Source organism: Flavobacterium sp. KY-23415 (assembly GCF_055384985.1).
The window spans coordinates 1,572,920-1,584,820 of the sequence record NZ_AP044001.1; the positions used below are offsets into that span (position 1 = coordinate 1,572,920).

The window sequence follows — 11,901 nt, forward strand, 5'->3', positions numbered from 1 at the left end:
TTCTCGATTTATGAAAAAACGTTTTAATGTTTTATTACTATTAGCCAGTACTTGTATTTTTGGTCAGGTAGCACCAAAAGAGTTTGATTACTTTGTCCAATTTAATGGGAGTCAGTTTTCTAAGAAAGTGACACTTAATGAAATTATGAATCATAATGCTATTAAAAAAATAGCAAAAAAAGAAAAAGATTTTAATATTGAAGAATATACTGCCCTTATAAAAGAAGATAAGAATATTATTATTCATGGGAATTTTTCAGATAGTATTCCTTTTTATCAAATTACTATTCCTATTAAAAGCAGAGAAGAAGTGAGTGCATTTGTAATGCAAAAAATCAAGAATAATAGTGAAGAAATTTCAGACGAAGTAACTACTCAGATTGAAGATTATGATTCGTATTCGGTTTTTAATGCGACAAACAGCTCTGCTTCAATGGCTTGGAATAATGAATATTTGGTTGTTTTAGAGTTCATTAAACCAACAAATTCTAATTATAATGATCCTTATGAAATAGCAGCCTATGATGAAGAAATTTATGAAGTGGAAGAGGTAGAAGAAGAGTATGAGTTTGAAGAGGAAGAAATTGAAGACCCTGCTGAATATAGTATAGAAGAACTTCCACCGCCGCCACCTCCAGCTGGATATGAGGATTGGAATGAAGAAGAAGAATATGAAGCTGATGAAGCTGTTGTTGAGGCAACAGAAGACTATGATTATGAATACGATTATGAAGAGGAAGACAATGAGTATTTGAAACAATTAGAAGAGGAAAATGCGAAAAGAAAAGAGCTACAAAACGAACACATTAAATACCTTTTTAGTAATGGATTTGTTGCTCCTTTTTCAGAGAAAATAAATTCAAAAGCAGACATTTCTACTTGGGTTAATTACAAATCGGCATTTAGTTCGTTAAAAGGAATAGCAAGTTCTATGAGATATGTTTTTGGAAGAAATGCTTCATTTAGTGATGCAGGTGCAATGGAGAATTATATTAAAGGAATGAATTTTGATTTTTATTTTGATAATGGCACTGCTCGACTTGAAGAAGTGGTTGAGTATTCAAATTCATTAGCCGAAGTAGCAAATAAGATTTCGAATCGAAAAATCAATAAAAATATTTATAAGTATTTCCCGAGTAACGATCCTTTAGCATACATGACATATCATATTAACTCAAAGGAATTAATAACTAATTTTCCAAAATTGACCGAACAAATGTATAGTGGCAATCCATACTTTGGTCATGATGGGATGGATATTGTTGCAGATTTAATATCAACAATGATAGATGAAGAAGCTATTTCTACTCTTTTTGACGGTGATTTAAGTATGTTTTTACATGATTTTAAAAAACATGAATCAAGCTATATCACCTATGAATATGACGAAAATTATGATGAGGTTGAAGTTGAAAAAACAATCGAAAAAACGCTTCCAGTTTTCACAATGTTGTTTACATCTACTCACAAAACAATGGGTGACAAGCTTTTTGATTTAGGAGTTAGAAGAGGAGCGTTGATTAAAAGAAACGGATATTATGAGGTGAAAGGTTCTGGTGAAATGGGCGCTTTAAAATTGATAAAAGATAGAGATGTAATTGTAATTACAAATGGTCTTGAGTACCTTATTAATGGAAAAGGTTCTAATTTTTCTAAGAATATAATTAAAGATTCTAAGCAAAATTATATGTCAGCAAGTCTAAACATAAAAGATTTAATAGTTAAATATGTATCGAATGAAGACTTTGGAAAAGACACCACTAAGATGTTGAAAGTGAGTCAGCAGTTTGAAAAAGTTGCAATGAAATCATCTAAGAAAATGAAGGACAATAAGCAAAGTATAGAAATGATTTTGCATTCATCAAATTCAGATAAAAATATTATTTTACAAACATTAGACTTAATTGACTTTTTAAACAACTAATGATTTAAAATAAGCTTATAAAAAAAGCAGCAATTCCAAATGAATTACTGCTTTTTTTATAGTAAAAAACGGAGATGTATACTTAAAAAATCTTTTTTTCAAAAAGCTCAAAGGCTTTTTTAATTTTTTTATTTTCATTAAATCGATAACCGATAAAGAAATCGAGATATACTTTTGAATTTATGAGTTCCGCAGTTTTAGCGCTGTCATATTGATAGTCTCTATAATTGATTTTTATTCCCGAAAATAAGTTTTTATTATTATATCCTAATGAGAAATTGACATCAAAATTAATATTTAGATTAGTCGATTTTAAAGCAGTTTGTTTCTTTATCTGCTCTTCATAAAAATAGCTTTTAGAATTGTTCAAACCAATTCCTGGATGAAATCCAAGCGTAGTAAACCATTTTTTTCCCAACACAAAATTATACATATATCCATACTGTAAAATTGCGTCGAATGAGTTAACTTGAATTAGAGATTTTTCATTTTCATCAATTCTCCTCGATTTAAGTGTGTTAAAGTAATAACCTATTGATGGGATAAAACTTCCTGCATTTCTTATCTGCCTTTCAGTCATGTTTTCAAAAGCACGGTAAGAAAAATTATTATTCAAAATATAGAAAGTTTTACCTCCAATAGTTTTAATTTCTAAGTTAGGAAAAAGATCAATAGGCGTAAATTCATCTGGATGTTCTAAATAAAAACCTTTAATTACCTTATAGTCCACTTCTTGTCTCAATCTGTCATTATAGAAAAATTTAAAACTAAGATCCAATGTTTTTGTTTTTCCATAAGTAGCTTCATTGTTTGAAAAAAAATCGGGAGAGAACGAAACAAAAAGCCCTAAAAACTTGTAATCAAAAGACAAACGTAGTTTTGTTTTTTGATTAGGGATAAATTTACTCTCAGAATATGAAGTTGTATTTAAATTAGGAATAGTATAGTTGTCGACATCACCATTCAGATCTAATTTAAAAATCATTTTATCGAAATAGTTCACTCTATAGCTAGGGTCGTATTTATGTCTTTTAGCATGAAGTATTTCTCCTTCTTCTTGAGCAAAAGCAATATTTAAAAAAAACATAAAAAACAGTCCTAGGCACTTCATAGGAAAAACAAATAACTTTAAATTTAAATCCAATTGATAGGATTTTTTAATACTTTGATAAGTTTTTCTTCTTCACTATTGTCCTCAGGATGATAATCATACACCCATTGAACATGTGGTGGTAAACTCATTAAAATACTCTCTATCCTTCCATTTGTTTTTAGACCAAAAAGTGTGCCTTTATCATGAACAAGGTTAAACTCTACGTATCTTCCACGACGAATCTCTTGCCATTTGCGCTGTTCATTAGAAAAAATAAGTTCTTTTCTGCGTTCTACAATTGGCAAATAAGCGTCTAAAAAACTATTTCCAACTTCGGTCACAAAGTTATACCAATCGTCCATAGAAGTTGATTCTGTGGCTTTGCAATAATCGAAAAATAAACCACCAATGCCACGTGCTTCATTTCGGTGTGCATTCCAGAAATAATCATCGCATTGTTTTTTGTATTTTGGATAAAATTCAGGATTATGTTTATCGCAAGCAGTTTTACATGTTTGATGAAAATGCTTAGCATCTTCTTCAAACAAATAATAAGGTGTTAAATCTTGACCGCCACCAAACCAACTGTTGATTATGTTTCCATTAGCATCATACATTTCGAAATACCTCCAATTGGCATGAACCGTAGGGACCATTGGGTTTTTAGGATGTAAAACCAAACTTAATCCACAAGCAAAGAAATCAGCTTCACCAACATTAAACAATTTTTGCATAGAATCTGGTAATTTTCCATGAACAGCAGAGATATTAACACCACCTTTTTCAAAAACAGCCCCATTTTCTATAACACGAGTTCTTCCACCTCCACCTTCAGGTCTGTCCCATAAATCTTCACGAAATTTGGTTTTCCCATCAACTTCCTCTAAGCCTTTACAAATTTGGTCTTGTAAGTTTTGTATGTATGCGTAAAATTTATCTTTCATTAAAATAATAGTTTACTGTTATCAGTTAACAATTTTTAAAGTATTGCGGTTATTTTTCTTAATATTAGAAGATCATATTTATTATTCCTAGAAAAGCTAAAACTAAAAAAGGAATTGTAATGTATTCATAATCTGTATGATATTTTTTTTTATAAATTTTATTCAATATCAAGAGAATTATTGAAGTAATTATAGAAAATAGGATCGTAAAAATAGGCAGTCCAATCGTTAGATATCTTGCTCCACAAGGAGTTTCATTAGCAAATGATTTCATTTTGAATAAAAAGAAATATAACACATATAAACACCAAATTAAATAAAGTGTAATTGGTATTATATTTATTCTATTTTAAATTTTAATTCTCATTTAACCGTTAACTAATTCCTGAACACTATTTTCTTTTATACTCTTTAACTGCTTCTACAAATGCTTTTGCATGATCTACAGGAATGTTTGGTAAAATTCCATGACCAAGATTCACAATATAATTATCTGGTCCAAATTCATCAATCATTTCATGAACCATTTTCTTAATGACTGGTATTGGAGATAATAATCTTGAAGGGTCAAAATTTCCTTGCAATGTTTTCTTTCCACCAGTTAAATATCTTGCATTTCTTGGTGAACAAGTCCAATCTACACCAATAGCAGAAGCTTTAGATTTTGCCATATCATCAAGAGCAAACCAACAGCCTTTTCCAAAGACAATTACTTTAGTTTCTTGAGCAAGAGCTTCCACAATTTGGTTAATGTAGTTCCAAGAAAACTCTGTATAATCTGTTGGGGAAAGCATTCCGCCCCATGAATCAAAAATTTGTACAGCATTTACACCATGCTTCACCTTTTCTTTTAAATAAAGAATAGTTGTATCAGTAATTTTTTGTAGTAATATGTGTGCAGCTACTGGATTAGTAAAGCAGAAACCTTTTGCTTTGTCAAAACTTTTAGAACCTTTTCCTTCAACTGCATAACAAAAAATTGTCCACGGGGAGCCTGCAAAACCAATCAAAGGCACTTCGTTATCTAGCTTTTCTTTTGTCATGTCAATAGCATCCATCACATAACCTAATGTTTCATTAATGTCTGGAATAAACACATTGTCAACATCACTTGCTTTACGAATTGGGTTGGGTAAAACAGGTCCGATTCCATCTTCTAATTCTACATGAATTCCCATAGCTTGAGGAATTACTAAAATATCTGAGAATAAAATCGCAGCATCAGGCTTAACAATACGTATTGGCTGTACAGTAATTTCAGAGGCTAATTCTGGAGTTTTACAACGTGTGAAAAAGTCATATTTTTCTTTGATTGCCATAAATTCAGGCAAATACCTACCTGCTTGACGCATCATCCATACCGGAGGTCGTTCAACAGATTCATTATTTAGGGCTTTTAAAAATAGGTCGTTTTTAATCATAATTTTGTTATTTTAAACTAGCAAGAATTTTAAACTCTTATTGCTTTTTTATGTATAATATTTTAGTACTTCTTCAATTACATTTTCAACAGATGGTTGATTTGTAATTTTTATTTTTGTCGTTTTGTTTTCTAATGCTTTTGCAGTAGTTTTTCCAATACAAAAACAAACTTCGTTTTTTAATTCATTTTTTTTTAAATAACTAAAAACTCCAGAGGGACTAAAGAAAAGTATGCCATCAAAATTGAGTTTTAGTTTATGTGGTTTTAATATAGTTTCATAAACCGTAATTTCATTATAAATAATGTCATTATCATCTAGTATTCTTGGTAAATCGTTTCTTCTTAGGTTTCCAGAAAAAAAAGTAAATGTTTTGTCTTTATGTTTTTCAACAATAAAATTTGCCAATTCTTCTGCATTTTCCCTATACCCAATTATAGCAAATCCTTTTTTCTCTAAATATCTCTTTGTTTTGTTTCCTACGCAAATACATTTCTTTTGACGAATTGAACTAGTGTTTTTTAAAATACTTTTTACAGCATTTTTACTTGTGAAAAGCAAAACGTCATTTATTGTATTCGTTTCAAATGGAATAGTTTTTGTTTTGATGAAGTTTTTAGTTACAATTTGTATCTTATTATTTTCAAATATTTTTTTTTGAGGTTTAGTAAGTTTTTTTGTAGCTAAAATAGTCGTCATTTTAGATATTTTTGTTTCTTAAATCCAACTCTTCTTGCCCCATGCAATACATTTCAATATCTTTATTATAACCATATACTACTAAAATATCGTCTTCTTCAACTATTGTTTCAGGAGTTGTTCTTCCAATAGTTTCTCTAGTAATTGTTTTTTTACCAATTAAATTTCTTTTTTCTTTTTTGCGAATAATAGTGATGAGTGTTAAACTATATTTATCGATAGAGTCCAATTCTTCTAGAGTTTTACCAAAAAACTCTTTTTTAGCTTTCACTTCAGAAATGGTATAATTATTATCTAATTGGTAATTTTCTAATGTGGATTTAAAATTAATTTGTTTTGTTAAACGATCAGCAGAGTCTTGTTCAGGATGAATAATGCTGTGAATTCCCATTGCTTCAAGAACGGTATCATGAATAGGGGATAAAGCACGACTTATAATCTTTACATCACTCAGCTTTTTAATAATTGCTGTTGTAATGATAGCAGCACCTTCATTTTCACCAATGGCTACAACAACTTTGTCTGCATCTTTCAATGGAACAGCATCATAGGCAAGTTCATTAGTAGAATCCATACAAATAGCATGAGAAATTTTATCTTTAACAAGATTTATTTTATCCATTTGTTTGTCAATACCTATAACTTCATTTCCTGTTTCGGTTAAACTTAAAGACAAAGACATACCGAAATTTCCAAGTCCAAAAACGATTATTTTCATTTGAAACTTTTTTAGTTAATCAAAATATTTTCTTTTGGATACTCATAAAATTGATGGTTTAATTGACGTAATAAACCAATCATTAAATTGAGCATTCCTATTCTTCCAATAAACATTACGCCAATAATAACATATTTACTGGGCTCAGATAATGTTGGTGTGAAGTTTAAACTTAAACCCACGGTACTATATGCTGAAAAGCACTCAAAAACTACTGTCAGAATTGGTGTTTCTTTTGGCTCAAAAATAAGGATAGCCATTATAGATATTCCAATAACGATTAATGAAATGCATAAAATTGCAAAAGCTCTTGAGGTTGATTCGCTACTAATTCTTCTTCCGAAAATTTGAATTCTACTTTTTCCTCTTGCCACCGAAAATATATTTAATGTAGCAAGTGCAAACGTACTTGTTTTAACCCCTCCACCAGTTGAGGCTGGGGAAGCACCTATCCACATTAGAAAAATTATAAACAATAAAGAAGGTACTGTGCATTGTGTGAAATCGACCGTATTGAACCCTGCTGTTCTAGGAGTAACCGAATTAAATGCAGCATTTGTTATTTTACCAAAAAGAGTTTTATGTTCTAGTAATGTATTGTTGAATTCTGAAACAAAAAGAAAAACCCAGCCAGAAAACAACAAAATTATAGTAGTATAAATAACTATTTTGGTGTTGATTGTTATTACGGGTACTTGTTTGTGAATTAGTCTTTTATCAAATAGTTCTAATAGGTGTGTTTTTAAATACTTAAAGAAGTTAAAAACGATATTATGTCCTAAACCTCCGAAAATAATTAGTATCATTATTATCCATTGGAAGAAATAATGAAAGCGAATAGATTCATCATAGAGCCCATTTGAAAAAATTGAAAAACCTGCATTACAAAATGCAGAAATGGAATGAAAAATTGAAAAGAAAAATTTATTTTCAATAGCATAATTATTTATGATAGAGCTGTAGATAAAACCCGCACCAACTAATTCCACACCGACTGTAAAGATAACAACATTTAAAGCAGCTCTAAAGACATCTCTAAGCCCTTCTGTTGCAATAAAATCTTTAGTATTTAACCCTTCTTTAAATGAAGAACTTCCTCTAAAAAAGAAGGCAAAGAAAGAAGTGAACGTTAAAATTCCAATTCCTCCTAATTGAATAAGGACTAATATGATAGATTGTCCAACAGTTGTGAAATCTTTACCAGTATCTACAACTGCCAAACCAGTCACACATACAGCACTAGTAGCAGTGAAAAGAGCATTTGTGAAACTAATACCGTTTGTAGTTGCACTTGGAAGCATTAATAGAAAAGCACCAGAAAGACCTAAAATTATGAAACTTCCAACAAAAACTATGGCTGGATTAAAGTAAATGTCATAAATGTGACGAACTAGGACTAATAATCTTAAAAGAAAGTAAAATATTAAACCACCTTCTAAGAAAGGTTTTATTTCTTGGAGAATATAATGGTAGCTAAAATCATTATTAAGCAAGGCTATTATCCCAGATGTTATCAACAAAAATGAAATGAGAACCATATTTACAAGAGCTACTTTTTTATTACTCTTGTATTTGTAAACAAAAAATTTAAAAGTATTAAATACAAGTAAAAAGAAAGTAAGTATTAATAGACCAACAACATGTGGCGTATTCAGGTTTTCTCCGAAATCATATCCGAAATCAAATACAATAAAAAGTAATACAATGATGTCAAAAAAGCGATAAATATAATTGAGTAAAGATTCTCTTTCCATTGTTATAGTGATTTATTTCACTTTTAGGGTTGCTCGAAGTTTCTCCATAAGGAGATTGCCTCCTTTAGTTAAAATTTCTGTAGCACAGTTTTTTCCAAAAAAATGATACTCGTCAAAATTACAACTTTTTTTGATTGTATAGTTTTCTTTTCCGTCTAAAGAATGCAATACCCCTTCAAAATCTATTTTGTCTCCATTTGTTTTCGCCAAAGCACCAATTGGAGCCGTACAACCACCTTCTAAAGTTCTTAAAAACTGTCTTTCGATGAATGTGCAAATTTCAGTTTCTTTATGATTTAACTGAGCAAGTGCTTTTTGTGAATAGGTATCGTTTTCCATTGCAACCACCAACATAGCACCTTGAGCTGGAGCAGGAACCATCCAGTCTAGGTTAATATAGGTTTCTGGCTTTAAATTGATGCGTTCTAATCCTGCAGCTGCAAAAATAGCTCCATTCCAATTGTTGTCCTTTAATTTTTGCATTCTGGTATTCACGTTTCCTCTTAAATCTTCAACCTGATGAGAAGGATACTTGTGCAACCATTGTGCTTTTCTTCTTAAACTTCCAGAAGCTATAGTACCTGATGTATTTAAAAAATCTAAATTTCCTTTGTGTACAAGGATATCTAGTGTATTGGCTCTTTCTAAAACGGCTGCTTGAACAATTCCAGTAGGTAATGAGGTAGGAACATCTTTCATAGAATGCACTGCTATATCAACCTCTCCTTTAATCATGGCAACGTCTAAGGTTTTTGTGAAAATACCTGTAATGCCTAATTCATATAAGGGTTTATCCAAGATTAAATCACCAGTAGATTTTACGGCAACTATTTCAGTCGAATACCCTAATTCGATTAATTTCTTTTGGACAGTATGTGCTTGCCAAAGGGCTAATTCGCTATCTCTTGTTCCTATGCGTATTGTTTTTTCTGACATTCTATATAAATGGAATAATTTTAATTGTTTAGGCGAAATACTTTTTCAATCCATTCAATACTTTCATCAACCATAGTGTCTTCATCTTTTAAGTGATTGGCAAAATGTGTAGTGATCTTTTGAATGATTCGATTGCTTATTATTTCAGCTTGCTCTTCATTAAAATTTTCTAGCTTTTTACGTTGGTAATTTAATTCTGATTGTTTTATTAATGCTAATTTTTCTTTCAGCGAGTGTATCGTTGGTGCAAATTTTCTAGCTTTTGTCCAACTTAAAAATTCTTCAATTATTTCTTCTATAATTGATTCTGCAGCAGGGATGTGCAATTTCCTCTTTTCTATTGTTTCATCCGTTACTTGTGAAAGATAATCCAAATGAACTAAAGTGACCCCTTCTTTATTTGAGACATTACTGTTTACATTTTTTGGGATTGACAAATCTAGAATTAAAAGCGGTTTTTTTAATTTTAAAACTTCTGCATCTATTGTTGGGTTTTGTGCCCCTGTAGCAACAATGAGAACATCAGCTTTTTGTATTTCTAATTGTAAATCGGCATATTCTTTAACGCGAAGGTTAAATTTTCCAGCAATTTTTTCGGCTTTTTCTTTTGTTCTATTAATAAGAACAATATGGTCGTTTTTTGTATGTTTTACTAAGTTTTCACAAGTATTCCTGCCTATTTTTCCTGTGCCAAATAATAAGATATTTTTATTGCCAATATCTTCTACATTATTCATGATATATTGCACAGAAGCAAAAGAAACTGAAGTAGCTCCTGAACTAATTTCTGTTTCATTTTTAACTCTTTTGCTCGCTTGAATTACAGCATTTACTAAACGTTCTTTATAGGAATTTGCTAGACCAAGTTTCTTGCTTTCAATAAAGCTAGATTTAATTTGCGAAATAATTTCAAAATCTCCTAGGATTTGACTGTCTAAGCCTGTACCAACTCTAAAAAGATGATTAATGGCTTCTTTGTTTTTATATACATAGGCAACTTTTTGAAAATCTTCTACAGTGCCATTACTGTTTTCGCATAATAATTTGATTAACTGAAATGGGTGTTGAGAAAAACCATATATTTCAGTTCTATTACAAGTTGAAATTAAAATTAAAGATTCTATTCCTTCTTCTTTTGCTTGAAGAAGTAAGCTTTCTTTACTCTTTTCATCTAAACTAAATTTTCCTCTCATTTCTGCATCAGCTTTTTTATAGCTTAGCCCAACGGCATAAAAAGTAGTATGTTTCAGTCCTGTAATAGTATCCATAAATTGTACTTTGCTTAAAGTAGAACAAAATTAACATAGACCTTTTTATAAAAGTAACGCTCAAAGTACTTTTTGTGTCGATTGCAGAATTTTTATGAAAATTATGTTGTGGTTTTATATTTTGACCTATTTTTGTAGTATAATAGCCTGTTGAGAATTTATTTATTTATAACGAATCTAAATAAACAAATATTTAAAGGTTCAAAATCATTCTAAAAAAATAACGCTATGAGTTCTTTTGAAGAAATAAAAATAGAGCAAGATTTTACATTACTTCGTTTTCAAAATGATACAGAAATAATGGAAAGAATTGAAAAACAAGTTAAAACAGGATTGATTCAATTTCATTTTAACTTGAAAGGGAAAGCGAAATTTATTTTTAATCAGAGAAGTTATGCTTTAGATTTAAATGAAGAAAAATCTTTATTACTCTATAACCCTCAAAAAGAATTACCATTACATTTGGAAGTAAACCCTAAAACATGGGTAATTTCTGTTTTAATTTCAATCAAGAAATTCCATGCCTTATTTTCAAATGAAGCCGAAGTTATTCCTTTTTTAAGTCAAGAGAATTTAGATAAAAAATATTATGGAGAAGAAGACATTAGTCCTTCCATGGCAATAGTTCTCAATCAAATATTTCATTACAATCAAAATTCATCTATTAAAAATCTCTATCTTAAAGGGAAAGGATATGAGTTGATGAGTTTGTATTTTAATCAGAATGAAGACCCTAATGCAGAACATTGTCCGTTCTTGATAGATGAAGAAAACGTACTTAAAATAAAAAAAGCCAAGGAAATTGTAATTGAGAACATGGCAGAACCACCTGGCTTGCAAGAATTAGCAGACAAAGTTGGTTTAACATTGAAAAAATTAAAAGTAGGTTTTAAGCAAATCTATGGAGATAGTGTGTATAGTTTTTTGTTCGATTATAAAATGGAGTTTGCCCGAAAGATGTTAGATTCAGGATCCTATAATGTTAATGAAGTAGGCTTGAAAGTTGGGTATAGCACTTCAAGTCACTTTATAGCGGCCTTCAAGAAAAAATTTGGGATAACACCAAAAAAGTATTTGATGAATCTGAATTTGAATGTTTAGTCTAATATCAATTTATTAAATAGAGCAATAGATAAAAAAAAAT

Annotated in this window: 11 protein-coding genes; 2 read left to right on the forward strand and 9 right to left on the reverse strand. The window is 30.1% G+C overall.

Translation table 11 applies throughout. The features are described from left to right. Window positions 1–10 precede the first annotated feature (10 nt). Window positions 11–1,924 carry a hypothetical protein gene (locus tag ACZ49Z_RS06995; protein WP_464307466.1) on the forward strand — a complete coding sequence of 638 codons (1,914 nt, stop codon included), beginning with the start codon at window positions 11–13 and terminating at the stop codon, window positions 1,922–1,924. A gap of 82 nt (window positions 1,925–2,006) precedes the next feature. On the opposite strand, the gene ACZ49Z_RS07000 is transcribed toward ACZ49Z_RS06995, so the two are convergent. The 9 genes from ACZ49Z_RS07000 to hemA form a co-directional block, all read right to left on the reverse strand. After that, a complete protein-coding gene (locus tag ACZ49Z_RS07000) occupies window positions 2,007–3,011 on the reverse strand; it encodes a DUF4421 family protein (protein ID WP_464307467.1) in 1,005 nt (334 codons plus the stop codon). A 47-nt stretch (window positions 3,012–3,058) separates the two neighbouring features. Then, complete coding sequence (hemF, locus tag ACZ49Z_RS07005; RefSeq protein ID WP_464307468.1) at window positions 3,059–3,961, reverse strand: oxygen-dependent coproporphyrinogen oxidase; 903 nt, start codon at window positions 3,959–3,961, stop codon at window positions 3,059–3,061. Between the two features lie 64 nt (window positions 3,962–4,025). Continuing rightward, the gene (locus ACZ49Z_RS07010; protein WP_464307469.1) at window positions 4,026–4,235 is read right to left on the reverse strand and encodes a hypothetical protein; all 210 of its coding nucleotides are present in this window, start codon (window positions 4,233–4,235) and stop codon (window positions 4,026–4,028) included. A 118-nt stretch (window positions 4,236–4,353) separates the two neighbouring features. Then, the gene (gene hemE / locus ACZ49Z_RS07015) at window positions 4,354–5,382 is read right to left on the reverse strand and encodes a uroporphyrinogen decarboxylase (RefSeq protein ID WP_464307470.1); all 1,029 of its coding nucleotides are present in this window, start codon (window positions 5,380–5,382) and stop codon (window positions 4,354–4,356) included. 48 nt (window positions 5,383–5,430) lie between these two features. Then, complete coding sequence (locus ACZ49Z_RS07020) at window positions 5,431–6,081, reverse strand: uroporphyrinogen-III synthase (RefSeq protein ID WP_464307471.1); 651 nt, start codon at window positions 6,079–6,081, stop codon at window positions 5,431–5,433. A 1-nt stretch (window position 6,082) separates the two neighbouring features. Beyond that, window positions 6,083–6,799, reverse strand: coding sequence for a potassium channel family protein (locus ACZ49Z_RS07025; RefSeq protein ID WP_464307472.1), 717 nt, complete (start codon window positions 6,797–6,799; stop codon window positions 6,083–6,085). 11 nt (window positions 6,800–6,810) lie between these two features. Continuing rightward, a complete protein-coding gene (locus ACZ49Z_RS07030; RefSeq protein WP_464307473.1) occupies window positions 6,811–8,553 on the reverse strand; it encodes a TrkH family potassium uptake protein in 1,743 nt (580 codons plus the stop codon). Between the two features lie 12 nt (window positions 8,554–8,565). Further along, window positions 8,566–9,489 (reverse strand): hydroxymethylbilane synthase, encoded by a 924-nt coding sequence (hemC, locus tag ACZ49Z_RS07035; RefSeq protein WP_464307474.1) that lies wholly within the window; start codon window positions 9,487–9,489, stop codon window positions 8,566–8,568. Window positions 9,490–9,509: 20 nt separating this feature from the next. Next, window positions 9,510–10,757: a glutamyl-tRNA reductase gene (hemA, locus tag ACZ49Z_RS07040; RefSeq protein WP_464307475.1), complete on the reverse strand. Its 1,248-nt coding sequence runs from the start codon at window positions 10,755–10,757 to the stop codon at window positions 9,510–9,512. A 228-nt stretch (window positions 10,758–10,985) separates the two neighbouring features. Between hemA and ACZ49Z_RS07045 the strand changes: the two genes are divergently transcribed. Further along, window positions 10,986–11,858 carry a helix-turn-helix transcriptional regulator gene (locus tag ACZ49Z_RS07045; RefSeq protein ID WP_464307476.1) on the forward strand — a complete coding sequence of 291 codons (873 nt, stop codon included), beginning with the start codon at window positions 10,986–10,988 and terminating at the stop codon, window positions 11,856–11,858. Window positions 11,859–11,901: the final 43 nt, after the last annotated feature.

Excerpts from the sequence above, each read along its gene's own strand:
- ACZ49Z_RS07030 (WP_464307473.1), bottom strand. The coding sequence starts at position 8,553 with ATGGAAAGAGAATCTTTACTCAATTATATTTATCGCTTTTTTGACATC.
- hemA (WP_464307475.1), bottom strand. The coding sequence starts at position 10,757 with ATGGATACTATTACAGGACTGAAACATACTACTTTTTATGCCGTTGGG.
- hemF (WP_464307468.1), bottom strand. The coding sequence starts at position 3,961 with ATGAAAGATAAATTTTACGCATACATACAAAACTTACAAGACCAAATT.
- ACZ49Z_RS07025 (WP_464307472.1), bottom strand. The coding sequence starts at position 6,799 with ATGAAAATAATCGTTTTTGGACTTGGAAATTTCGGTATGTCTTTGTCT.
- ACZ49Z_RS07020 (WP_464307471.1), bottom strand. The coding sequence starts at position 6,081 with ATGACGACTATTTTAGCTACAAAAAAACTTACTAAACCTCAAAAAAAA.
- ACZ49Z_RS07010 (WP_464307469.1), bottom strand. The coding sequence starts at position 4,235 with ATGAAATCATTTGCTAATGAAACTCCTTGTGGAGCAAGATATCTAACG.
- ACZ49Z_RS07000 (WP_464307467.1), bottom strand. The coding sequence starts at position 3,011 with ATGTTTTTTTTAAATATTGCTTTTGCTCAAGAAGAAGGAGAAATACTT.
- ACZ49Z_RS06995 (WP_464307466.1), top strand. The coding sequence starts at position 11 with ATGAAAAAACGTTTTAATGTTTTATTACTATTAGCCAGTACTTGTATT.
- hemC (WP_464307474.1), bottom strand. The coding sequence starts at position 9,489 with ATGTCAGAAAAAACAATACGCATAGGAACAAGAGATAGCGAATTAGCC.
- ACZ49Z_RS07045 (WP_464307476.1), top strand. The coding sequence starts at position 10,986 with ATGAGTTCTTTTGAAGAAATAAAAATAGAGCAAGATTTTACATTACTT.
- hemE (WP_464307470.1), bottom strand. The coding sequence starts at position 5,382 with ATGATTAAAAACGACCTATTTTTAAAAGCCCTAAATAATGAATCTGTT.